Source organism: Metabacillus sp. KJ11-3 (assembly GCF_055808295.1).
On record NZ_CM147865.1, the window covers coordinates 4,356,088 to 4,379,800 of the forward strand.

The following is a 23,713-nucleotide window of genomic DNA, read 5'->3' on the forward strand; positions in this document are numbered from 1 at the left end:
TAATAAAATGAAAGAAGACGGGGTTAACCCGCCTCTTAATCTAATCCCATTTCTTCCTTAACAACTGCTACAATTCGTTCCACATAATCACGGCATTGCTCCTCTGTCGGTGCTTCAGCCATAACACGTACCAGCGGCTCTGTACCGGAAGGGCGAACTAAAATACGTCCGTTTCCACCCATCTCTTTTTCAACCTCAGAGATTATTTCACTTACTTTTTCATTTTCTGTTACTTTGTACTTATCTGTTACTTTTACATTAATAAGTAATTGTGGATATTTTTTCATTTCATTTGCGAGCTCTGACAATTTCTTACCAGTTAACTTCATGATATTAACTAATTGCAAACCGCTTAATAGACCATCACCTGTAGTATTATAATCTAAAAAGATAATATGACCTGATTGCTCTCCACCTAAATTATAGTCATTATTTTTCATTTCTTCCACTACATAACGGTCACCGACTGCTGTTGGAATACTTTTAATATCCTGCTCTTCAAGTGCTTTATAGAAACCTAAATTACTCATTACAGTTGAAACAACTGTGCTTTTCTTTAATCGTCCTTCGCTATTCAAATGCTTTGCACATATGTACATAATTTGATCTCCGTCAACGATATCTCCATTTTCATCTACCGCGATAAGACGATCACCATCTCCATCAAATGCCAGTCCAATATCAGCATTTTTCTCCTTTAAGAAGGCAGCTAACGCTTCCGGATGTGTAGATCCCACGCCTTCATTTATGTTTAACCCATTAGGAGAAGTTCCCATTGTTGAAACATCTGCGTCTAAGTCAGCAAATAGATGTGTAGCAAGTGAAGACGTTGCACCATGGGCACAGTCTAATGCAACATGGATACCAGTAAAGTCTTCATCCACTGTTTGCTTTAGGAATTGCAGGTACTTTTGACCACCTTCAAAGTAATCATTAACTTGTCCTAACTCTTTTCCTACAGGTCTTGGTAATGTATCTTGTTCTTCGTCCATTAGACGCTCAATTTCAAGCTCTTGCTCATCAGATAATTTGAATCCATCTGGACCGAAATACTTAATTCCATTGTCTTCGACTGGATTATGAGACGCAGAGATCATCACACCGGCCTCAGCTCCCAGTGCTTTCGTTAGAAAGGCAACACCCGGCGTTGAGATTACACCCAAACGCATGACCTCGGCCCCAATTGATAATAACCCCGCCACTAAAGCACCTTCAAGCATATGACCTGAAATACGAGTATCACGACCTATTAGGACTTTTGGTCTTTCTTTATCCTTAGTTAAAACATATCCGCCAAATCGCCCGATTTTAAAGGCCAACTCCGGTGTTAATTCACTATTTGCAACTCCTCGTACTCCATCTGTACCAAAATACTTTCCCATTGGTTTCGCTCCTTTATTTTATCTGCCTAGGAGGCAGATGAAATTCTCACTTTTACTTTTTCTTGCTCTAATGACCAAGTAATATTTTGTGGACTATTAACTTGAACTTGTACTTCATGTTCTCCATCACTTAAATTGGAAAGGTTTATATATAACTCGATATCCGCAGAATTAATTTCGTTTATTACACTTGGAGCACCATAGATTTTAATATCCAATTCTCCAATATCAGGATCTAGAAAGTCAAACACCTTTCCTTCTGCCATTCCGACTTCTTCAATTTTTTTATCCGAGAATGATTTCTCTTGTTGTTCATCTACATCTATTTCAATTTTCACCGTTTCTGGACTTATCTTTTCAATTCCTTCTGGTAGAGGAACATCCACTTCTAGCACAGTATCTTTTTCAATTTCGGATAAATCCACCTTTACCCCATCTATAAAATCATAATTTTCCAGCACATCTAGTGGTCCATATGCTGTAATTTCCTTCGGATTAGTTTCCATACTTAAAATGCTAAGTCCCTTTTTAAGTTCTCCTTCCCGTACAACTTTAAAAGGTAAAACCTTACTTGGACTCTTTACAGGAACTGTCACGTCGACTACAGACGGTTCCACTTCGACAGGTAATATATTGCCGTCACTATCATAGATGGTAATTCTGGATTCCTTATTTATTGTCTCTTTTGCACCTTCTAAATTAATAGTCGCTTGAACCTTTGATATGCGGTCAATAATTTCTTTTGATGCAGTAACACGGACACTATTTGGACTAACAATTGGTTGATCAGGTGAATAACCCTCTTCTAATTTATCTTCATTTATATATTCCACTTCAACCGGAAAATCCTTTGATATCTTTTCTTCAATTGAAACTGTAATGACTGAAGGACTTATCTTTGCTTTTAAATCACTGGATAAATTTTTAATTTTTAAATTCACCCGATGTGAACCGATTGATAAATTAGTTAACTCTGCATAAACTTCAAAGTCTTTTTGCTGTCTCGCCTTTAGCAATGCACCAGTTGGACCTTCTAAAGTAACATTTACGGTTTCCGGTACCCCGGTTACCACTAGATCTTCTTCATCAAAGTATGTAACAACCGGTATATCTGTAACTACTGCTGTCTCTAGTGAAGAAGAAGTTGAAGTTTTTAATGGTGATGTCGATTTATTTGCCTGTGTACCTGATTCAATATTTACAGATGCATAAAGCATTAAAGCTAAGAACAGGGCGATCACTCTCATAACCCAATGATTATTCATCAACTTATCCATCTTTTTCCCCCTCCAGTGCCAACGGTTTGAGGAAACAACTTTCGTTTGCGTATAAAGTTCTTTTTGGAGAATATCCCTTAGCTCATCTTGAGATAAGTTCCGATGTAATTCACCATTTCTGGCAGCAGACACATTGCCTGTTTCTTCCGAGACAATAATTGTTAAGCTATCTGTTACTTCACTAATTCCTAATGCTGCTCTATGTCTTGTTCCGAGTTCTTTAGAAATAAAAGGACTCTCTGATAAGGGTAGATAACATGCAGCAGCTGCTACTTGGTTTTTCTGTATGATAACCGCACCATCATGTAGTGGTGTATTAGGAATAAACAGGTTTATTAAGAGCTCAGAGGATATTCTTGAATTTAATGAAATTCCTGTTTCGATATAGTCGCTCATACCTGTTTCTTTTTCAATTGACATTAGTGCACCAATACGCCTTTTTGCCATATAATCTGTTGCTTTTACAATTGCTTCTACAGTGACTTCAGGATCTTCTTCTCCCGGCAAGCCACTCCTTGAAAACAATCGACCTCTTCCCAGCTGCTCCAAAGCTCTGCGTAGCTCTGGTTGGAAAATGATAATAATTGCTAAGAATCCCCATGTTAAAGCTTGGTCCATCAACCATTGCAAAGTACTTAAACCAAGATATTGACTTAACATACGGACGACAATAATAACCGTTATCCCTTTTAACAACTGAACAGCTTTTGTTCCCCTTACAACCATAATTAATTTATATATAACGTACCATACAAGGAGAATATCAATAGCTATACCGAGGTAATGCAATATTGGTATGTCATTCAATATTGGTAAAACCTCATACCCCATTCACTTGTCCTCCATGAGTTAGCTTTATTCTTTATTACTTTCTGACAACTATCCCATTATATCATTTTATATAGATGTATGTAAAAAGGCCACCATAACGATGACCCTTCCGTTAACTTACTACGTCCTTTGATATCCTTTTAACGTGATACCATAACCATTCAAATAATTCATCAACTTCTTCAATATCTCCGGTTACGTTTCCGGCAGATGCCATATATTGCTCTCCATTAATAACAGTTACATTACCTTCAATAGTACCCTCTATTTCCAAGGTTCCATTTTTGACAACAACATCACCTTTAACAACTTCATCTTTTGGCACAATGACTTTACTATTTTCAACAACAAGATTTTTCTGTGTTGAAACGCTGAAGTGTTGATCCTCATTCCATGCAGAGAATAAGCTACCTACCATCAAAAGGATAAATAGGGATGCAGCAGTTAAAAGCGGATGCCCTTTAAACCAGCGATTCCATGATACAGTTCTTTTTTCTTTGGGAAGGCTGTTCATAACTCCTTCAGTAAAGTTTAATGGAGCTTCTATATGTGACGTACTCTGAACAAAAGCTACTGCTTTCTCAAGTTCATGAAAATGCTGATAACAATCTTCACAGCTGTGAAGATGTTCTTTTACAACTTTTTCTTCAGCAGATGTTAGTTCATGATCTAAATATTTATGCAAAAGTTGTACATATTCTGAAGAACAGCTCATCTTTATTCACCTCTTTATAAATGCCTTAATTGCTTTCTCAATGCTTCCCTGCCCCGATGTATACGAGTTTTAACAGTCCCAACAGGGATGGTTAAAATCTCGCTAATTTCATTTAGTGATAATTCATCAATATACTTTAGGACAATAACCGTTCGATACTTATCAGGTAATTTTAAAATCTCACCTTGGATCGTTTGCTGTAACTCTAATGTTTCAAGTTCATCCTCTGGTAACGATACATCCGCTGCTACTTGGGAATACATGTTTAAACCATCCGTACCGGAAACCTCTGCATCTAAATAGAAATCCGGTTTCTTTTTTCTAATTCTGTCAATAGAAAGATTCGTTGCAATACGGTATAACCAGGTTGAAAACTTTTTATTCATATCATACGTATGAATATTAACATATGCTCTTATAAACGCTTCTTGTGCAATGTCTTCTGCTTCATGTGCATTCCCAAGCATTCGATAGCATAGTTGATAAATTTTGTCCTTATAAATATCTACTATTTCAGCAAATGCATTTTGATCGCCCTTTTTTACTTGTTTAATTCTTTTTTTATCAGTGTCTCCATATTTATCATACCCCCGCACTCTGCGGCTATCTTTTATACGTAATAGGATGCTGCTAAGTTTCATTTTTTTTCACATAAATTATTTTAACAAATTTTGGTTGATGTATGGAGAAAACTTTTATTTCTTTTCATTTCTTTTCCGTTATGTTAATTAACAGTGCATCAAAAAAGCGATAAACATTGTTTATCGCTTAATATATGTAAAATCATTATATACAATTTTGGTGGAGCCTAGCGGGATCGAACCGCTGACCTCCTGCGTGCAAAGCAGGCGCTCTCCCAGCTGAGCTAAGGCCCCATGGTGCCGTTGGAGCGGAAGACGGGATTCGAACCCGCGACCCCCACCTTGGCAAGGTGGTGTTCTACCACTGAACTACTTCCGCATTATGAGCCATGAAGGACTCGAACCTTCGACCCTCTGATTAAAAGTCAGATGCTCTACCAACTGAGCTAATGGCTCTAATGGCTGGGCTAGCTGGATTCGAACCAACGCATGTCGCAGTCAAAGTGCGATGCCTTACCGCTTGGCTATAGCCCATTAATTATGATAGTAATACTTTCCCCTTTAATAGTGAAAGTATTCACAATTCATTAGATGAATTTTATATTTTATTATAAATGGTGGAGGGGGGCAGATTCGAACTGCCGAACCCTAAGGAGCGGATTTACAGTCCGCCGCGTTTAGCCACTTCGCTACCCCTCCGAATTGAGAAGAAAGAGTGCCGGCGAGAGGACTTGAACCCCCAACCTACTGATTACAAGTCAGTTGCTCTACCAATTGAGCTACACCGGCGTAAATAGAGTATATATTATTTTGAGTATTAAAATTTCATGGTGGAGGATGACGGGATCGAACCGCCGACCCCCTGCTTGTAAGGCAGGTGCTCTCCCAGCTGAGCTAATCCTCCAATTTTAAATGGTGACCCATACGGGATTCGAACCCGTGTTACCGCCGTGAAAGGGCGGTGTCTTAACCGCTTGACCAATGGGCCGTATAAGTGTTTTCTTAAGCTTCCAACCGGGCTCGAACCGGTGACCTCTTCCTTACCATGGAAGTGCTCTACCAACTGAGCTATGGAAGCAATGGCTCCGCAGGCAGGACTCGAACCTGCGACCGATCGGTTAACAGCCGATAGCTCTACCACTGAGCTACTGCGGAATAATCAAAGCCTGGCAACGTCCTACTCTCACAGGGGGAAACCCCCAACTACCATCGGCGCTGAAGAGCTTAACTTCCGTGTTCGGCATGGGAACGGGTGTGACCTCTTCGCCATCATCACCAGATATTTGTGACAAAAATTATTATACTAAATTAGAAGAATATTTCAAGTGTTTTTTTGAAACTTTTATATTCCTTCAAAACTAGATAACGATACACAATTCAATTCACTAACTGAGTTTATGCTCTTACTTTGTCCAGCTACAGAAGCCAAATCCTACGGTCATTTCACTCTCTCGACGAAGTCAAAGAACGACTTCAACTCGATCGCTCCAATGCCCTATGGATTTAAGCGGGCTTCTTCCGCTTTTCTATTTAGGTTAAGTCCTCGATCGATTAGTATCAGTCAGCTCCACACGTCACCGCGCTTCCACCTCTGACCTATCAACCTGATCATCTTTCAGGGATCTTACTAGCTTACGCTATGGGAAATCTCATCTTGAGGGGGGCTTCATGCTTAGATGCTTTCAGCACTTATCCCTTCCGCACATAGCTACCCAGCTATGCCTTTGGCAAGACAACTGGTACACCAGCGGTGCGTCCATCCCGGTCCTCTCGTACTAAGGACAGCTCCTCTCAAATTTCCTACGCCCACGACGGATAGGGACCGAACTGTCTCACGACGTTCTGAACCCAGCTCGCGTACCGCTTTAATGGGCGAACAGCCCAACCCTTGGGACCGACTACAGCCCCAGGATGCGATGAGCCGACATCGAGGTGCCAAACCTCCCCGTCGATGTGGACTCTTGGGGGAGATAAGCCTGTTATCCCCGGGGTAGCTTTTATCCGTTGAGCGATGGCCCTTCCATGCGGAACCACCGGATCACTAAGCCCGACTTTCGTCCCTGCTCGACTTGTAGGTCTCGCAGTCAAGCTCCCTTGTGCCTTTACACTCTACGAATGATTTCCAACCATTCTGAGGGAACCTTTGGGCGCCTCCGTTACATTTTAGGAGGCGACCGCCCCAGTCAAACTGCCCACCTGACACTGTCTCCCAGCCCGATCAGGGCTGTGGGTTAGAATTTCAATACAGCCAGGGTAGTATCCCACCGACGCCTCCACCGAAGCTGGCGCTCCGGCTTCTCAGGCTCCTACCTATCCTGTACAAGCTGTACCAAAATTCAATATCAGGCTACAGTAAAGCTCCACGGGGTCTTTCCGTCCTGTCGCGGGTAACCTGCATCTTCACAGGTACTATAATTTCACCGAGTCTCTCGTTGAGACAGTGCCCAGATCGTTACGCCTTTCGTGCGGGTCGGAACTTACCCGACAAGGAATTTCGCTACCTTAGGACCGTTATAGTTACGGCCGCCGTTTACTGGGGCTTCGGTTCAAAGCTTCGCTTGCGCTAACCTCTCCCCTTAACCTTCCAGCACCGGGCAGGCGTCAGCCCCTATACTTCGCCTTGCGGCTTCGCAGAGACCTGTGTTTTTGCTAAACAGTCGCCTGGGCCTATTCACTGCGGCTTTTCCGGGCTATTCACCCTAAAAAGCACCCCTTCTCCCGAAGTTACGGGGTCATTTTGCCGAGTTCCTTAACGAGAGTTCTCTCGCTCACCTTAGGATTCTCTCCTCGCCTACCTGTGTCGGTTTGCGGTACGGGCACCTCTCACCTCGCTAGAGGCTTTTCTTGGCAGTGTGGAATCAGGAACTTCGGTACTATAGTTCCCTCGCCATCACAGCTCAGCTTATGTGACAATGGGATTTGCCTCATTGTCAGCCTAACTGCTTGGACGCGCATATCCAACAGCGCGCTTACCCTATCCTTCTGCGTCCCCCCATTGCTCAAATGGTGAGGAGGTGGTACAGGAATTTCTACCTGTTGGCCATCGCCTACGCCTTTCGGCCTCGGCTTAGGTCCCGACTAACCCTGAGCGGACGAGCCTTCCTCAGGAAACCTTAGGCATTCGGTGGAGGGGATTCTCACCCCTCTTTCGCTACTCATACCGGCATTCTCACTTCTAAGCGCTCCACCAGTCCTTACGGTCTGGCTTCTCAGCCCTTAGAACGCTCTCCTACCACTGTTCTAAAAGAACAGTCCACAGCTTCGGTGATACGTTTAGCCCCGGTACATTTTCGGCGCAGAGTCACTCGACCAGTGAGCTATTACGCACTCTTTAAATGGTGGCTGCTTCTAAGCCAACATCCTGGTTGTCTAAGCAACTCCACATCCTTTTCCACTTAACGTATACTTTGGGACCTTAGCTGGTGGTCTGGGCTGTTTCCCTCTTGACTACGGATCTTATCACTCGCAGTCTGACTCCTGAACATAAGTCTTTGGCATTCGGAGTTTGACTGAATTCGGTAACCCGATGGGGGCCCCTAGTCCAATCAGTGCTCTACCTCCAAGACTCTCATTTCAAGGCTAGCCCTAAAGCTATTTCGGAGAGAACCAGCTATCTCCAGGTTCGATTGGAATTTCTCCGCTACCCACACCTCATCCCCGCACTTTTCAACGTGCGTGGGTTCGGGCCTCCATTCAGTGTTACCTGAACTTCACCCTGGACATGGGTAGATCACCTGGTTTCGGGTCTACGACCACGTACTCATTCGCCCTATTCAGACTCGCTTTCGCTGCGGCTCCGTCTTATCAACTTAACCTTGCACGGGATCGTAACTCGCCGGTTCATTCTACAAAAGGCACGCCATTACCCATTAACGGGCTTTGACTACTTGTAGGCACACGGTTTCAGGATCTCTTTCACTCCCCTTCCGGGGTGCTTTTCACCTTTCCCTCACGGTACTGGTTCACTATCGGTCACTAGGGAGTATTTAGCCTTGGGAGATGGTCCTCCCTGCTTCCGACGGGATTTCTCGTGTCCCGCCGTACTCAGGATCCACTCTGGAGGGAACGAAGTTTCAACTACAGGGTTGTTACCTTCTTTGACGGGCCTTTCCAGACCTCTTCATTTACTCCGTTCCTTTGTAACTCCGTATAGAGTGTCCTACAACCCCAAGAGGCAAGCCTCTTGGTTTGGGCTAATTCCGTTTCGCTCGCCGCTACTCAGGAAATCGCGTTTGCTTTCTCTTCCTCCGGGTACTTAGATGTTTCAGTTCCCCGGGTCTGCCTTTATCACCCTATGTATTCAGGTGAAAATACTACTCCATTACGAGCAGTGGGTTTCCCCATTCGGAAATCTCCGGATCAAAGCTTACTTACAGCTCCCCGAAGCATATCGGTGTTAGTACCGTCCTTCATCGGCTCCTAGTGCCAAGGCATCCACCGTGCGCCCTTAACAACTTAACCTTCGGCGAACGATAAGCTGCAGATTACTTCGTTGGCTTCGCGTTCTGCGGTGCTCATGGACAAAATACGTCCACTCCGCTCCTCAAACACTCGCCGCCTCGTACTCTTTGCTTCTCCTTCGCCTTAGGATATCAGTACTTACTGAATATCCGTTCTATTATTAAGAGAATCACTAAACTAAGCGTTTAAACTCAGTGAATTACTTGAATTGTTTTCGTTATCTAGTTTTCAAGGAACATAAATCACAGGATACTCAAATGCTAAATGCATTTTCACTCCTATGTGTTTTCTTACTTATTGAAAGATCATATGATCTCTCAAAACTAAACAAAATACCAAGCATGCCTCATATCCTTAGAAAGGAGGTGATCCAGCCGCACCTTCCGATACGGCTACCTTGTTACGACTTCACCCCAATCATCTGTCCCACCTTAGGCGGCTGGCTCCTTACGGTTACCCCACCGACTTCGGGTGTTACAAACTCTCGTGGTGTGACGGGCGGTGTGTACAAGGCCCGGGAACGTATTCACCGCGGCATGCTGATCCGCGATTACTAGCGATTCCGGCTTCATGCAGGCGAGTTGCAGCCTGCAATCCGAACTGAGAATGGTTTTATGGGATTCGCTTGACTTCGCAGTCTTGCAGCCCTTTGTACCATCCATTGTAGCACGTGTGTAGCCCAGGTCATAAGGGGCATGATGATTTGACGTCATCCCCACCTTCCTCCGGTTTGTCACCGGCAGTCACCTTAGAGTGCCCAACTGAATGCTGGCAACTAAGATCAAGGGTTGCGCTCGTTGCGGGACTTAACCCAACATCTCACGACACGAGCTGACGACAACCATGCACCACCTGTCACTTCGTCCCCCGAAGGGGAACCTTCTATCTCTAGAAGTAGCGAAGGATGTCAAGACCTGGTAAGGTTCTTCGCGTTGCTTCGAATTAAACCACATGCTCCACCGCTTGTGCGGGCCCCCGTCAATTCCTTTGAGTTTCAGTCTTGCGACCGTACTCCCCAGGCGGAGTGCTTAATGCGTTTGCTGCAGCACTAAAGGGCGGAAACCCTCTAACACTTAGCACTCATCGTTTACGGCGTGGACTACCAGGGTATCTAATCCTGTTCGCTCCCCACGCTTTCGCGCCTCAGCGTCAGTTACAGACCAGAGAGTCGCCTTCGCCACTGGTGTTCCTCCACATCTCTACGCATTTCACCGCTACACGTGGAATTCCACTCTCCTCTTCTGCACTCAAGTTCCCCAGTTTCCAATGACCCTCCACGGTTGAGCCGTGGGCTTTCACATCAGACTTAAGAAACCGCCTGCGCGCGCTTTACGCCCAATAATTCCGGACAACGCTTGCCACCTACGTATTACCGCGGCTGCTGGCACGTAGTTAGCCGTGGCTTTCTGGTTAGGTACCGTCAAGGTACCAGCAGTTACTCTGGTACTTGTTCTTCCCTAACAACAGAACTTTACGACCCGAAGGCCTTCATCGTTCACGCGGCGTTGCTCCGTCAGACTTTCGTCCATTGCGGAAGATTCCCTACTGCTGCCTCCCGTAGGAGTCTGGGCCGTGTCTCAGTCCCAGTGTGGCCGATCACCCTCTCAGGTCGGCTACGCATCGTTGCCTTGGTGAGCCGTTACCTCACCAACTAGCTAATGCGCCGCGGGTCCATCTGTAAGTGACAGCCGAAGCCGTCTTTCAATCCCGAACCATGCGGTTCGAAATGTTATCCGGTATTAGCTCCGGTTTCCCGGAGTTATCCCAATCTTACAGGCAGGTTACCCACGTGTTACTCACCCGTCCGCCGCTAATCTTTGGGAGCAAGCTCCCTCAGATTCGCTCGACTTGCATGTATTAGGCACGCCGCCAGCGTTCGTCCTGAGCCAGGATCAAACTCTCCAATAAAGTGTTTGATATAGCTCATAAAAGTTTTGTACTATATAGTACGTTTTTGTTAATCGAAATTAACGTTGGCACGCTTGGTTTTGTTTAGTTTTCAAAGATCATTTGTTTGTCGTTCTCTCAGAAGCGACTTTATTAATATAACACTTAGTAAATTGTGTGTCAACTTCTTTTTTTGTTATTTTTTTAAAGAAGTTTCTATAGTCGCTCAGCAGCGACGTTTATTAATATAACACCTTTAATTTCTAAGGTCAACCTAATTTTCAAACTTTTTTTTGATACTAAATAAAACATTTATTCTTTCTTGAAGGGCTCTTCTTTTTATCCAATCGGAACTATCAGTAGTTCCTATAAGTTGATGAACTTCCTTAATCTCACGACTAATTATGCTTTCAAGTTCAATTTTCTCTTTTTCATGTAACAGGTAATAAATCATTTTGTAAACCTCCCCTTACATTCTTTCTAATTATTTGGGTTTTTAATCATTTTAATTGAAGTCCAAGCATAGACTTGTCTCAAGAGTATGCTGTTTTAAGGGGGATCGTAATGAATCAATTTCATGTCATTCATATGAAGAAAATTAAACAACTTGCACTCATTATGCTAGCTGCTTTTTTTACAGCAGGTATCTTATTTGTGGAGAACACTTTGAACTATCCTGTGTTTTCAACATCTGAGGGGCCAAAAGCAGTCTATAGAGGTGAAACGAAGAATAAAGAAATTGCTTTAACTTTTGATATTAGTTGGGGAGATGCAAAAGCTGCAACTGTTTTGGACACATTAAAAAAGCAAAACCTAAATAATGCTACATTCTTTTTATCTGCTTCTTGGGCTGAAAGACATCCGGATGTTGTAAAACGGATTCAAGAGGATGGTCATCAAATTGGAAGTATGGGATACAATTATGAAGATTATCGGGATTTAGAACCGAATGAAGTTAGAAAAGACCTTGCATTGGCTAAGGAAGTTTTTACACAATTAGGAATGAAGGACATCACTTTACTCCGACCACCCAGTGGAGGATTTAATAAAGATGTACTTAAAATTGCAGATCAACAAGGGTTGACTGTTGTTCATTACAGCGTAGACTCTGACGATTGGCAAAATCCAGGTGTAGAAGAAATAATAAAAAATACGACATCTACTATTAAAGGTGGAGATATCGTTCTTCTACATGCATCAGACTCCGCAAAACAAACAGCTCAAGCATTACCAACAATTATTAAAGAAATTAGAAGTAAAGGGCTTCAAAATGTGACAGTCGATGAACTTATTGCAAATGCTGAAACAAAGTCTTCAGAAGTTAAATAGCATAAGCCAGATAGCTATAAACAGCCGATGCTTTATAGAACTAACTCATAAACCTTAAACTTCCTTACCTGTAAAAAAAGAGCAGCTTAGCGCTGACTCTTTTTTGTATGGGTGAATCTAGGCAACATGATTAATTGATATGCGTTACATACTTGCAAAGGAATCAGCATTAGCAATAACCAGTCCTCTTGATTTACACGCAGAGCAGGGAACCACTCAATAACAGTGACAACAATCATAAAGAATAAGGCTGGAACAAATGCCCCCTTATTTGTATCTTTTCTTTTAAAGAACGCAACAATCAATCCAACTATAAGCACATAAAGGGCCAAAAATATGTACGAAATATAGGTGTCTCCTTCATTAGCGAATAATTGAAAACGGAAATAGGCCAAATCAAATAGGACGAAGAGGATAAGAATGATTTGAGCAAAATTCCATAGCGAAGCTGACTTAAATATCCCAAGTCCAAATCGATGAACTGTTAAGTAAGCAAAAAAACCCATCTGACTGATGACACTAAATATAAGTCCTACACCAAATAGCCAAAATAAAACCGAGAGAATCTCAATGATATCAAAGTTCAAAAATAAATCCTTATATTCTGCCCACTTAAGAAGAAATCCAATTACACCTGTTGTTAATCCTCCAACAAGCAGCGTGCTTAAAAACAACCGTACCCAATTTCTACTGTTCACGTTTACATCCTCCATCACATTACTCCATTTTGATTTTACCAATCCTTTTCAAAAAAAGCCATATGAATGCTATTTTCCTCGTATAAATTCTCTTTTCTAAATCAAAATATAACTAGTAAGTAAATATTGAAAGGAGCTAGGATTACCATGAAGAGATACTCGCTCCTCATGACTCTCATTGTTTGTATTTTGGCATTATCCGCCTGTGCTCCAAGGGAAGAATCCGGAACACAAATGGACTATGAAGAAACAAAGAAAATGGTTGTCGATATACTTAAAACAGATGATGGTAAAAAAGCATTACAGGAAGTAATGAAGGATGAAGAAATGAAGCAAGTCCTAATCATGGATCAAAATGTAGTCAAAGAAACAATTGAAACAACGATGACCTCAGACAAGGGTGCAGAATTTTGGAAAAAGGTCTTTGAGGATCCTAAGTTTGTCGAAAGCTTCGCAACAAGCATTAAAGATGAACATGAAAAAGTAATTAAAGGATTAATGACTGATCCTGAGTATCAAAAGATGCTAATAGATGTATTGAAAGATCCTGAGATGGAAAAGAGTATGCTCGAGGCTGCAAAAAGTCAGGAATTCAGAAAACATTTACAAGACATTGTAATGGAGACTTTATCAAGTCCACTTTACAAAGTAAAAATCCAGGAGACTCTTTTAAAAGCAGCAGAAGAAGCTGGGCAACAATCAGGTGGTAGCCAACAAGGCCAAGAAAAAGATCAAGGCAGTGGCGGCGGTCAAGAACAGGGTGCAGGTGGGGAAGTTAACCCTTGCATCCTTGCAAAAATATAAAAAGCGCCTTGGGCGCTTTTTATGCTTTGACAGGTACTATCTTTGTGACTTCCTTTCCGATATCTGTATAGATTTTTCCAATCGTATGATCTGCAGCATATACAGAAGGTGCGAAATCATCATCATTCCAATCAGGCTGTTGCAAAGGGATTTTTCCTAGTAAGGGTACTCTTAGTTCTTCAGCTAGCTTTTCTCCGCCGCCTCGGCCAAATACATATTCCTTCTCCCCGGTTTTTGCACTTTCAAAATAGGCCATGTTTTCTACAACTCCAATGATTTCATGGTCTGTTTGAAGCGCCATAGCCCCAGCTCTAGCCGCTACAAACGCAGCAGTTGGATGTGGTGTGGAGACAATAATCTCTTTACAAGCAGGCAGCATAGAGTGCACATCTAAAGCAACATCACCAGTTCCCGGAGGTAAATCTAAAAGAAGATAGTCAAGATCTCCCCATTCAACTTCGGAAAAGAAGTTATTTAACATCTTCCCCAACATTGGACCTCTCCAAATGACTGGGGCATTATCTTCAACAAAGAACCCCATTGATATAACTTTGACACCAAAACGTTCAACTGGAATGATTTTTTCTCCTATAACTTCCGGACGTTTCGTGATCCCCATCATATCAGGAACACTAAATCCGTAAATATCTGCATCAATCAGACCAACTTTTTTACCTAGGCGTGCTAAAGCTACAGCTAAATTTACTGATACTGTTGATTTACCAACGCCACCTTTTCCACTGGCAATTGCAACAAACGTTGTTTTGTTCCCAGGTGATAATAAAGAATTTGATTTATCTTCGGTTTTATCATAATAGGATTCAATTGTATCCTGCGGCAGCTCCTGAAAGCGCAGACCTACTGATTCAGCACCTTCTTCTTTTACTAATGCAACGATATGCTGTTGTAACTGTAGTTGCTCTGGAGTGTTCATTTTTGAGATACTTATTCTTAAACTAACGTGTTTTTTCTCTTGCTTAATTTTAATTTCCTCTATAGCTTTTAACTCTTCTAATGATATATGTAAGAAAGGATCTTTGAGTTGTCCAATTACTGTGCGCAGTGCTTCTTCTTTTAGCATACTATTCCACCCTTATCATGAAGTCGTTTACATTAGTATACCATATTTTAATTTAAAGACAGAATATCAGTGATTACTTCACTCGGGTGGATTTTTCTCATTTGAAAAATATCTTAAAACTCCATTATAGATGGATGCAGCAACCTTCTCTTGGTATACCTTTGTAGAAAGCAGTTCTTCCTCATTTGGATTAGACAAAAAGCCAACTTCAACTAAAGCACCCGGCTTTTCAACATTTTTAAGCAGGTAAACACCATCTATAGGTTTTGCAACTCTAGTTGTATTCTCGAGATTTCTTCTTAACTCATCTTGAATAAATTTTGCAACATGTTCATTTTCAATATATCTCCCGCTATAGAACGTTTGTGCCCCACTCCATCTTGCTGAGGGAATAGCATTTAGGTGGATACTTAAAAATAAATCAGCCTCAGACTCATTAATGATCTTCACCCGCTTTTTTAAATCTTCTCCTTTTCGTCTGCTATATCCTTTTGTATCCTCATCTGCAAGATCTACATCCTCTTCTCGAGTTAGTAACACAAGTGCCCCCTGCTCTTGAAGATAATCTCTTATAATTAACGAAATACTTAATGAGATATCCTTTTCTAAAGAATTATTACCAACAGCCCCACCATCCGGGCCACCATGACCTGGATCGATATATATAACTTTTCCTGTTAGTGGTAAGTTCCAAGAATCCCATGAATTATTGTTCGTAAATTGCCATTGAAATAAAATTAATAACACAATAAAGCCACTTATAAAAGCCACCCATTTTATTTTTTTCTTCATCTCATTCCCTCCTGCTCGTCCTCAGGTTAAATATATGGGACAACCGGAAGGAATATGATAAAGTTCAATGGGTTTTCATTACTATTAATGTAGTCTCAATTTATATCGTTTCTCCCCCTTTGTATAGCCCTGTTCCCACCACGAATGGATAAAATACTCACACGCTAAAAAAAGTTCTTCAATAGACAATTCGCCTTCTTTTATTTTTCCCCAAGTCATTAAATAGTCAAAGAAATCATCAATTAACCTTTTTTCTTCAAACTGACAACGTTTATTTGCAGACTGCATCGATTCTCCATAATAACCAAAGCGACTATATTTTGCTCCTAGCAAAAATGCCTCTATTGCAAAGTCAATACACCCGTCTTCAATGATCGTCTTTTTGAATTTTCCTTCAAAGCTTCTAAAACAATGATCTATTTTGGCCTTAATCTCTGTTAAATTTAATTCTTTGAGCATTTTTCTTTCATATTTTAATTCCTTTTGGTGTCTCTTTTGCTTTAAAGAAATGATCTCAGTCAATGTCTATACCTCCCTTTCTATCTATTGTTTATCAGTCCTTTTTTATCATTCGTTAAATGTCTTCCAATTTCATCTAGATAAGAAGAATTGGTCTAGTTGAGAAATAAAAATATTTCCCAAGAAATGAACGTTATTAAACGTTATTGGTTAAATTAAAAATCAATTTCCAATAAATGAGGTGTAATAAAAAACACCTTTAGAATAAAAATTAAACACACATTATTTATATTAGGAGCGGAAATTGATGAAAGAAGCAAAACTTCAAACTTTTTTACCCGCTATACAATTACTTGATATTACAAAACCATTGACAAAACAGGATTTATTAACAGATGCATTTTTAATTGCAAGTGAAAATGCATTATCCATGTATTACTCACCGCATAATGAATATGTAAATGATCAAGCAAAACTCATCATAGTTGGAATTACTCCAGGCTGGCACCAGATGAAGGTAGCCTTTGAACAAATAAAACAATACTTAGCTTTAAAACAAGATCTTTCACTCGATCACATCTTAGAACAAACAAAAAGAGCCGCGAGTTTTTCAGGAACAATGAGGAAAAATTTGATTGATATGCTTGACCAAACTAATCTCTCTCAAGTACTTCATATATCAGACGCCGCTTCTTTATTTGGTGTAAATAGAGATCTTATCCATACAACATCTGTTATAAAATACCCTGTGTTTTTTCAAAATAAAAACTATACTGGACATAAACCCAAAGTAAAGCAGTCTCCACTTTTAACAACATATGCCTATGGGAATTTTGTAGATGAGTTAAATCAAATAAAAAATAGTGCTCTGGTTATCCCTTTAGGAAGAATGGTTGAAGAGATTTTACAACATATTCTCAAAAGCGGAATCCTTACCAAGCATGTATATCTGTTCGGATTTCCACACCCATCTGGTGCAAACGGTCATCGAATAAGACAATTTAATCAGAATAAAAACGTATTTTCATCTATCATTTATAAATGGGAAAGAAATTCTTAACAAGATGCTTTTTCTTTCTTTTTATGATGAAAAAACAGCTTGATAGGCATATTAAGAATAAACAATTTGAAAGGACGTTTTTAAAAATGAAATTTAGTAATCGTGATGAAGTAATGAATGATCTTCAAAAAGCTTTTCAACCATTAATAAGTAAATATGACATTGAAGATATCGGTGTTTTTGAAGAACAAGGACAAAAGGATCAATACCATATGGGATATACAATAAGAAAAGATGGAAAAACCTTTATGGTACATACCCCATACTTAAAAAATGAAAGTGGTCAACTGTTAGCTGCTAATAATGAATGGACAGTTGAAACAGATGAGCCTAACTCAAAAGATGTGAATGGGTATAAAGGATTGGATGAAGCTTTGCGTTCACTATAGAATTGGTCAAATTATGAAGATGACACACTACTTTAAAAGGAGTAATTAATTTTGAGAAACGAGGATGAATTTTACACTGACTTTTCAAATGTTGAGACTCAAAGAACCTTTTTAACTGCAGAGGAGTATCCGGAAGGTCCTTTCGGATCACCTGAAGGAAAAACAGAACCTGTAAAGAATAAGGAAACTCCATGGAAACACGGACAACAATTCTATAGCAATTTTGTGTATGAAGATCGCAATTTCCATGAAGACTTACCTAGACAAGATCCTGGGGCACATCCAACTCACGATGAAAAAAGCAAAGAAACAGAGGAACCGTATAATGAAGCAAATAGTGGTAGAAAAAATTAAAGGGACATCTCTTGATGTCTTTTTTTCATACTAAAATATCAACATTTATTCATAGCAAGGAAATATTTCTTTCTATACATTCTTTGATTATTTCTTCACTCCATACTGAAGCTTGAACCTCCCCAATATGTGCCTTTTTTAAAAGGAACATACACAACCGTGACTGTCCAATTCCTCCACCAATTGTAAAAGGAAGTTTTTCATTCAGAATCGCTTGATGATATTCAAGTGCTTTACGTTCTTCACAATTTGAAGCTCTTAATTGTTTCAAAAGTGCCTTTCGATCAACTCTAATACCCATTGATGATATCTCAAATGCACTTTTTAATATAGGATTCCAAAGGATGATATCCCCATTTAATGTCCAGTCGTCATAATCTGGAGATCGTCCATCATGCTTTTCACCGGATGGCAGAGTACCTCCAATCCCCATAATAAATACAGCACCTTGTTCTTTAGCAATTTCATTTTCTCTTTCCTTTGGTGATAAATGAGGATAATGTTGTTCGAGCTCTCGTGTAGTAATAAAAACAATTTTGTTAGGAAGTGTTGGCTGAAGTTCGGAATATTGTTCATACATATAAAGTTCTGTTTGTTTGATGGCACCGTAAATTTTGTTTACTTCTTGTTTTAACATTTCCTCATTGCGTTCCTCCTGGCTAATCGACTTTTCCCAATCCCATTGGTCTACGTACAAAGAATGAAGATGGTCCAACTGTTCATCTCTTCTTATTGCATTCATATTTGTATATAGACCCTCACCTACCTTGAAGCCATAACGTCCAATTGCAACTCTTTTCCACTTGGCCAATGATTGGACAATTTCTATTCTACTTTTTCCAAAATCCGCTGCATCGAAAGAAACAATCCGCTCTACGCCATTTAAATTATCATTTATTCCTCGGCCTTCTCTTACCATTAACGGAGCTGAGATCTTAATTAAATTTAGTGATTCTGATAAATACATTTCAAAATGATCTTTTAACTTTTTTATAGCCTTTTCCGTTTCAATTAGATTCAGTATCTTTTTATAGTCTTTTAGGGAAATAAACGTTTTACTCATTCTTATAAAAAGCCTCCAGTTTCAATTTCTAGGGTCTTGACTAATTTAAACTATGAACGTCACCCATTAAAGTAAACTAAATATTAGCCTATTTTGTTTTAAAACAGATGATGAAGAGAAATTTTAGAGGTTTTCTTATAGATTTCTTGCTTAAAGACAAAAGTAGTGTACATAGTTCAATTGTAGCGCTATGACGTTACTGTAAGATTAACTAATGGAGAAATTTCTCAATATATAAAAAAGCTCCCAAGCATATAGCTTGAGAGCCTTTGAAACGTAAAATTAACGTTTTGAGAACTGAGGTGCACGACGAGCGCCTTTAAGACCGTATTTTTTACGTTCTTTCATACGAGCGTCACGAGTTAATAAACCAGCGCGCTTAAGTGATGCACGGTATTCTGGATCTGCTTCTAATAAAGCACGAGAGATACCATGACGGATAGCGCCTGCTTGACCTGCATATCCACCACCTGAAACATTAACAAGTACATCATAGCTACCTGCAGTTTCAGTTAAGTTTAATGGTTGTTTAATATCTTCGATTAGTGCTGCTGATGGGATATATTCTTTAATATCACGACTATTTACAACAATACGACCTTCGCCTGGTACTAAACGTACACGTGCTACTGAGCTTTTACGACGGCCTGTACCGTAATATTGAACCTGTGCCAAATTAATAACCTCCTCTTATAATTATCCGCGAAGTTCGTAAACTTCTGGTTGTTGTGCTTGGTGTGGATGTTCGCTACCAGCATATACATGTAATTTTTTAGCCATTTGACGACCTAAAGAACCTTTTGGAAGCATACCTTTGATTGCTAATTCAAGCATTTTCTCAGGATAGTTCGTACGCATTTCTAATGCAGTTCTTGACTTTAATCCGCCAGGGAATTGGCTATGACGGTAATAAATTTTATCAGTTAATTTTTTACCAGTTAATTCAATTTTCTCAGCGTTGATTAGAATTACATGATCTCCAGTGTCAACGTGTGGTGTGTAAGTTGGTTTGTGCTTACCACGTAGAATAGATGCAACTTCACTTGAAAGGCGACCTAAAGTTTTGCCTTCAGCATCTACTACGTACCATTTACGTTCGATATTTGCAGCGTTTGCCATAAACGTTGTACGCATATGTGTTTTCCTCCTAATGATTAAAATAAAGATGGTTCCTATTCTATTTCATAACACGATAAGTTTCCGGGGCTTATTCGTGGGGTTGAAATACATACCATTAGATATGATATACTGTATAGAACCTAATGTCAAGGGAATGTTACACCTGGTTTAGTTGTCATAATAAACTTTCCATAAATATAATCCATGACCCGGTGCTGTTTTACCACTTAGGGATCGATCCTTCCCTTCAAGTATAAAAGGGATTTGATCAGGTGTTTTTTTACCTTGGCCTACTTCTAATAATGTTCCCGTTAATATTCGGACCATATTATAGAGGAAACCATTCCCTGTAAAACAAAAAGTAATGTCTGTTCCCTCTTCAATTAAATCTATTGAATAAATCGTTCTAACTTTGTCCTCTACTTCGGTTTTCGCAACACAAAAACTAGTAAAATCATGTGTACCACAGAGGTGATGACAAGCCTCTTTCATTGATTTTATATCTAAAGCATAAGGAAAATGGTAGGTATAATCTCTTTTAAATACATTGGGTATTTTTTGTGTTGAGATTTTATAACGATATTCCTTTTTTCTAGCATTAAATCGTGAATGAAAGTGATCTGCAACATACTCAGCTTCCAAAATGACAATATCAATTGGTAATAGACTATTCAGGGCATATGGCCACTTTTCAGGAGGAATTGTTAATGTTGTGTCAAAGTGAATAACCTGTCCTAGCGCATGTACATTTGCATCTGTTCTACCAGAAGCATGTACTTTCACTGATTGGCCTTTATGAAGCTTCGTTAGAACAGCCTCTATTTCACTTTGTACTGTCCTTTTATTCGGTTGAACTTGATAGCCGCTAAAGTGTGTGCCATCATAAGAAACAATACATTTAACCCTCATTCTTTTACTCCTACGTACGCAAATATAGTAAAGCCAGCCCTAATACGACTAATAAAATAAGAAATACTGTGTCTATAAGGCCCCAGTGTAATTGTCTAAGCTTCGTTCTTCCTTCTCCCCCTCTGTATCCCCGTGCCTCCATAGCTGTAGCAAGCTCTTCTGCACGCTTAAATGCGCTGATAAAGAGTGGAACAAGTAATGGTACTATGGCCTTAAATCTATCCTTTATAGGACCTCCAGTGAAGTCTACGCCTCTAGCCATTTGTGCTTTTAAGATTTTATCTGTTTCTTCCATTAAGGTTGGGATAAATCTTAACGAGATGGACATCATTAAAGCAAGCTCATGTACAGGTAATCTCACTTTTTTCAGAGGTCCTAATAGGCTCTCCATCCCATCTGTAATTTCAATAGGTGTTGTGGTTAACGTTAAGATCGTGGTAATTAATATAAGATAAAAGAAACGAAGAGATATATATATTCCCTGGATCAATCCCTCTTCAAATATTTTCATAAAACCCAGATCAAGCAATACATTCCCTTCCTTCGTTACGAATAGATGTAAAAGGAAAGTAAAGAGAATAACCCACAAAACAGGCCTTAGCCCTCTAATTAAAAATTGAATAGGTAACTTTGTCATAAGTATGAAAATTAATGTGTAGATACCTAAAAGGATATACGTGAGTAAATTATTAGCTAAAAAAACGATAAAGACAAAAGCGAATATCATTAATAACTTCGCTCTGGGATCCATTCTATGAACAGGAGAATCACCTGGAACATATTTCCCGATTATCATACTATTCATCATAGATGATCCTCCTCTTTCATAAGAGCTTTTATTTGCATAACAGCCTCATCTAGAGTGAGAGGGATTTCCTCAAAAGCCAACCCTTTATCCTTTAGCTTTTGTTGAAATTTAACAGTTTCGGGCAAATCCAATCCGTAAGAAGCTAACTTTTCGCCTTGGCTAAAGATTTCTCTAGGGGTACCTCGCATAGCAATCGTGCCTTTATGCATGACTATCATTTCATCAGCATATTTCGCAGCATCTTCCATACTATGAGTGACCAGGATAATTGTAAGATTTCTCTCTTCTTTGAGACGATAAAATAAATCCATCATTTCTTTTCGACCTTTAGGATCCAATCCAGCTGTTGGTTCATCCAATACAAGCACTTCAGGACCCATTGCTAAAACACCGGCAATGGCTACTCTTCTCATTTGGCCACCACTTAAGTCAAACGGTGATTTCTGAAGTATTGATTCTGGTAAACCAACAAGTTGTAAAGACTCTCTTGCTCTTTCATATGCATCCTTCTCATTAACACCAAAGTTCATTGGTCCAAACGCAATATCCTTCTCAACCGTTTCTTCAAACAGTTGATGTTCCGGAAATTGAAAGACAATTCCTACTAGTCTTCTCACTTCTTTTAAATTCTTTTGTTTTTTACCTGCCTCAATAACGTGGTCTCCAATTTGAATAGATCCTTCTGTTGGCTTTAACAATCCATTTAAATGTTGAAGTATTGTTGACTTACCAGAACCAGTGTGCCCAATAATAGATACATAAGACCCCTTTTTAACGGATAAATTCACATCATATAACGCTAATTTTTCAAATGGTGTCCGAGCACTGATATCGGTGCTCTACATTTTTAAATGTAATGTCCATAGCTCTTCCACCAACCCTTCCTCAGTTAAATGATGATCCTTAATAGGAATACCGGCTTCTCTTAGCCGTTTGCTTAATTGAAGTGGAAATGGTAAATCTAACCCAATTTTGACCAACTGATCATCTAATTGGAAAATTTCATCAGGATTACCTTCTGTGAATTTTTTCCCACCATTCATGACAATTATTCTATCAGCCTTTGAAGCCTCTTCTAAATCATGGGTAATCGAGATAACAGTCAAGTCACTTTGTTCTTTCAGTTCACGGACTGTTTGGATAACTTCTTCTCTACCGATAGGATCCAACATTGAAGTAGCTTCGTCCAGGATAATAATATCAGGTTGAACAGCGATTACACTAGCTATCGCTACACGTTGCTTTTGCCCTCCTGAAAGGTGATGTGGCTCATGTTCTAGAAACTGATCCATTCTTACCTTTTTAGTCGCCCATTCAATTTTTTTTACCATTTCGTCTCTTTTAACTCCATTATTCTCTAAACCGAATGCTACATCATCTTTTACAGTAGTTCCAACAAATTGGTTATCCGGATTCTGAAAGACCATTCCTACGTGTTTACGAACATCCCACACAGTATCTTGCGATAAATCAATTCCGCACACGTTGATTTTTCCTGTGTCAGGTAGATAAAGTCCATTTAAAATTCTTGCTAATGTGGATTTACCTGAACCATTATGTCCAACGATCGCAAGCCATTCTCCCTTTTTAACTTGTATAGAAACATCATCTAATGCAGGAGGAGCTGTTTGATCATAATGAAAAGTAATGTTTTCCACACTGATGATTGTCTCACTCATTTCTCGTCTCTCCTAATCTTTCTTGCTAATAACTA

The 23,713-nt window shown here is 39.9% G+C and carries 20 protein-coding genes, 10 tRNA genes, 3 rRNA genes and 2 pseudogenes; 5 read left to right on the forward strand and 30 right to left on the reverse strand.

What is annotated here, in order from left to right:
- Nucleotides 1-35: 35 nt before the first annotated feature.
- The 19 genes and pseudogenes from glmM to AC0L8O_RS21725 form a co-directional block, all read right to left on the reverse strand.
- Nucleotides 36-1,382 (reverse strand): phosphoglucosamine mutase, encoded by a 1,347-nt coding sequence (glmM, locus tag AC0L8O_RS21635; RefSeq protein WP_026562106.1) that lies wholly within the window; start codon nucleotides 1,380-1,382, stop codon nucleotides 36-38.
- 26 nt (nucleotides 1,383-1,408) lie between these two features.
- Nucleotides 1,409-2,659, reverse strand: a complete 1,251-nt coding sequence (locus tag AC0L8O_RS21640) for a CdaR family protein (RefSeq protein ID WP_473449083.1) — start codon at nucleotides 2,657-2,659, stop codon at nucleotides 1,409-1,411.
- Nucleotides 2,660-3,490: pseudogene (gene cdaA / locus AC0L8O_RS21645) on the reverse strand (diadenylate cyclase CdaA); the annotation flags it as partial. It lies immediately after the preceding gene.
- A 112-nt stretch (nucleotides 3,491-3,602) separates the two neighbouring features.
- Entirely contained in the window at nucleotides 3,603-4,205 is a 603-nt protein-coding gene (locus AC0L8O_RS21650) for an anti-sigma factor family protein (RefSeq protein ID WP_026562108.1), read from the reverse strand.
- Between the two features lie 14 nt (nucleotides 4,206-4,219).
- Nucleotides 4,220-4,846: an RNA polymerase sigma factor SigW gene (gene sigW / locus AC0L8O_RS21655; RefSeq protein WP_473445265.1), complete on the reverse strand. Its 627-nt coding sequence runs from the start codon at nucleotides 4,844-4,846 to the stop codon at nucleotides 4,220-4,222.
- 158 nt (nucleotides 4,847-5,004) lie between these two features.
- A tRNA-Ala gene (locus AC0L8O_RS21660) sits at nucleotides 5,005-5,080 on the reverse strand.
- A 10-nt stretch (nucleotides 5,081-5,090) separates the two neighbouring features.
- Nucleotides 5,091-5,165 (reverse strand) — tRNA-Gly (locus AC0L8O_RS21665).
- 4 nt (nucleotides 5,166-5,169) lie between these two features.
- A tRNA-Lys gene (locus AC0L8O_RS21670) sits at nucleotides 5,170-5,242 on the reverse strand.
- A gap of 3 nt (nucleotides 5,243-5,245) precedes the next feature.
- A tRNA-Gln gene (locus AC0L8O_RS21675) sits at nucleotides 5,246-5,320 on the reverse strand.
- A gap of 81 nt (nucleotides 5,321-5,401) precedes the next feature.
- Nucleotides 5,402-5,485, reverse strand: a tRNA-Tyr gene (locus tag AC0L8O_RS21680).
- Between the two features lie 17 nt (nucleotides 5,486-5,502).
- A tRNA-Thr gene (locus AC0L8O_RS21685) sits at nucleotides 5,503-5,575 on the reverse strand.
- A 39-nt stretch (nucleotides 5,576-5,614) separates the two neighbouring features.
- Nucleotides 5,615-5,690, reverse strand: a tRNA-Val gene (locus AC0L8O_RS21690).
- 9 nt (nucleotides 5,691-5,699) lie between these two features.
- Nucleotides 5,700-5,774 (reverse strand) — tRNA-Glu (locus AC0L8O_RS21695).
- A gap of 17 nt (nucleotides 5,775-5,791) precedes the next feature.
- Nucleotides 5,792-5,864 (reverse strand) — tRNA-Thr (locus AC0L8O_RS21700).
- A gap of 2 nt (nucleotides 5,865-5,866) precedes the next feature.
- A tRNA-Asn gene (locus tag AC0L8O_RS21705) sits at nucleotides 5,867-5,941 on the reverse strand.
- Nucleotides 5,942-5,950: 9 nt separating this feature from the next.
- Nucleotides 5,951-6,066 (reverse strand): 5S ribosomal RNA (gene rrf, locus AC0L8O_RS21710).
- Nucleotides 6,067-6,317: 251 nt separating this feature from the next.
- Nucleotides 6,318-9,247, reverse strand: a 23S ribosomal RNA gene (locus AC0L8O_RS21715).
- Between the two features lie 358 nt (nucleotides 9,248-9,605).
- A 16S ribosomal RNA gene (locus AC0L8O_RS21720) occupies nucleotides 9,606-11,155 on the reverse strand.
- The 16S, 23S and 5S rRNA genes sit together here with 10 tRNA genes alongside, the layout of an rRNA operon.
- Nucleotides 11,156-11,408: 253 nt before the next feature.
- Nucleotides 11,409-11,588: a hypothetical protein gene (locus AC0L8O_RS21725; protein ID WP_473445267.1), complete on the reverse strand. Its 180-nt coding sequence runs from the start codon at nucleotides 11,586-11,588 to the stop codon at nucleotides 11,409-11,411.
- Nucleotides 11,589-11,698: 110 nt separating this feature from the next.
- Between AC0L8O_RS21725 and pdaB the strand changes: the two genes are divergently transcribed.
- A complete protein-coding gene (gene pdaB / locus AC0L8O_RS21730) occupies nucleotides 11,699-12,463 on the forward strand; it encodes a polysaccharide deacetylase family sporulation protein PdaB (protein WP_473445269.1) in 765 nt (254 codons plus the stop codon).
- 86 nt (nucleotides 12,464-12,549) lie between these two features.
- On the opposite strand, the gene AC0L8O_RS21735 is transcribed toward pdaB, so the two are convergent.
- Nucleotides 12,550-13,161 carry a KinB-signaling pathway activation protein gene (locus tag AC0L8O_RS21735; protein ID WP_473445271.1) on the reverse strand — a complete coding sequence of 204 codons (612 nt, stop codon included), beginning with the start codon at nucleotides 13,159-13,161 and terminating at the stop codon, nucleotides 12,550-12,552.
- Between the two features lie 147 nt (nucleotides 13,162-13,308).
- Here AC0L8O_RS21735 and gerD point away from each other — a divergent pair, with 147 nt between their 5' ends.
- Complete coding sequence (gerD, locus tag AC0L8O_RS21740; protein WP_473445273.1) at nucleotides 13,309-13,965, forward strand: spore germination lipoprotein GerD; 657 nt, start codon at nucleotides 13,309-13,311, stop codon at nucleotides 13,963-13,965.
- Between the two features lie 19 nt (nucleotides 13,966-13,984).
- Here gerD and AC0L8O_RS21745 read toward each other — a convergent pair whose 3' ends face one another.
- The 3 genes from AC0L8O_RS21745 to AC0L8O_RS21755 all read right to left on the reverse strand — a co-directional run bounded on the left by AC0L8O_RS21745 (nucleotide 13,985) and on the right by AC0L8O_RS21755 (nucleotide 16,360).
- A complete protein-coding gene (locus AC0L8O_RS21745; RefSeq protein ID WP_473445275.1) occupies nucleotides 13,985-15,046 on the reverse strand; it encodes an Mrp/NBP35 family ATP-binding protein in 1,062 nt (353 codons plus the stop codon).
- Nucleotides 15,047-15,124: 78 nt separating this feature from the next.
- On the reverse strand, nucleotides 15,125-15,838 hold the full coding sequence (gene cwlD, locus AC0L8O_RS21750; protein ID WP_473445277.1) for an N-acetylmuramoyl-L-alanine amidase CwlD: 714 nt from the start codon (nucleotides 15,836-15,838) through the stop codon (nucleotides 15,125-15,127).
- Between the two features lie 84 nt (nucleotides 15,839-15,922).
- Nucleotides 15,923-16,360: a DUF2521 family protein gene (locus tag AC0L8O_RS21755; RefSeq protein ID WP_473445278.1), complete on the reverse strand. Its 438-nt coding sequence runs from the start codon at nucleotides 16,358-16,360 to the stop codon at nucleotides 15,923-15,925.
- Nucleotides 16,361-16,604: 244 nt separating this feature from the next.
- Here AC0L8O_RS21755 and AC0L8O_RS21760 point away from each other — a divergent pair, with 244 nt between their 5' ends.
- The 3 genes from AC0L8O_RS21760 (at nucleotide 16,605) to AC0L8O_RS21770 (ending at nucleotide 18,100) form a co-directional block, all read left to right on the forward strand.
- Nucleotides 16,605-17,357, forward strand: a complete 753-nt coding sequence (locus tag AC0L8O_RS21760) for a uracil-DNA glycosylase family protein (RefSeq protein WP_473445280.1) — start codon at nucleotides 16,605-16,607, stop codon at nucleotides 17,355-17,357.
- 86 nt (nucleotides 17,358-17,443) lie between these two features.
- Nucleotides 17,444-17,746 (forward strand): DUF5634 family protein, encoded by a 303-nt coding sequence (locus AC0L8O_RS21765; protein ID WP_473445281.1) that lies wholly within the window; start codon nucleotides 17,444-17,446, stop codon nucleotides 17,744-17,746.
- Nucleotides 17,747-17,797: 51 nt separating this feature from the next.
- A complete protein-coding gene (locus AC0L8O_RS21770; RefSeq protein WP_473445283.1) occupies nucleotides 17,798-18,100 on the forward strand; it encodes a hypothetical protein in 303 nt (100 codons plus the stop codon).
- 49 nt (nucleotides 18,101-18,149) lie between these two features.
- Here the strand turns inward: AC0L8O_RS21770 and asnA are convergent, their stop codons facing one another.
- The 7 genes and pseudogenes from asnA to AC0L8O_RS21805 all read right to left on the reverse strand — a co-directional run bounded on the left by asnA (nucleotide 18,150) and on the right by AC0L8O_RS21805 (nucleotide 23,678).
- Complete coding sequence (asnA, locus tag AC0L8O_RS21775; protein WP_473445285.1) at nucleotides 18,150-19,163, reverse strand: aspartate--ammonia ligase; 1,014 nt, start codon at nucleotides 19,161-19,163, stop codon at nucleotides 18,150-18,152.
- 282 nt (nucleotides 19,164-19,445) lie between these two features.
- Nucleotides 19,446-19,838: a 30S ribosomal protein S9 gene (rpsI, locus tag AC0L8O_RS21780; protein WP_078433120.1), complete on the reverse strand. Its 393-nt coding sequence runs from the start codon at nucleotides 19,836-19,838 to the stop codon at nucleotides 19,446-19,448.
- A 21-nt stretch (nucleotides 19,839-19,859) separates the two neighbouring features.
- Complete coding sequence (gene rplM / locus AC0L8O_RS21785) at nucleotides 19,860-20,297, reverse strand: 50S ribosomal protein L13 (protein WP_026561250.1); 438 nt, start codon at nucleotides 20,295-20,297, stop codon at nucleotides 19,860-19,862.
- Nucleotides 20,298-20,450: 153 nt separating this feature from the next.
- The gene (gene truA / locus AC0L8O_RS21790; protein WP_473445288.1) at nucleotides 20,451-21,191 is read right to left on the reverse strand and encodes a tRNA pseudouridine(38-40) synthase TruA; all 741 of its coding nucleotides are present in this window, start codon (nucleotides 21,189-21,191) and stop codon (nucleotides 20,451-20,453) included.
- Nucleotides 21,192-21,201: 10 nt separating this feature from the next.
- Entirely contained in the window at nucleotides 21,202-21,999 is a 798-nt protein-coding gene (locus AC0L8O_RS21795; RefSeq protein ID WP_473445290.1) for an energy-coupling factor transporter transmembrane component T family protein, read from the reverse strand.
- Nucleotides 21,996-22,863, reverse strand: a pseudogene (locus AC0L8O_RS21800) (energy-coupling factor ABC transporter ATP-binding protein). Before AC0L8O_RS21800 ends, AC0L8O_RS21795 begins: the two are co-directional and overlap by 4 nt.
- Nucleotides 22,839-23,678 carry an energy-coupling factor ABC transporter ATP-binding protein gene (locus AC0L8O_RS21805; protein ID WP_473445292.1) on the reverse strand — a complete coding sequence of 280 codons (840 nt, stop codon included), beginning with the start codon at nucleotides 23,676-23,678 and terminating at the stop codon, nucleotides 22,839-22,841. Before AC0L8O_RS21805 ends, AC0L8O_RS21800 begins: the two are co-directional and overlap by 25 nt.
- Between the last annotated feature and the right edge of the window lie 35 nt (nucleotides 23,679-23,713).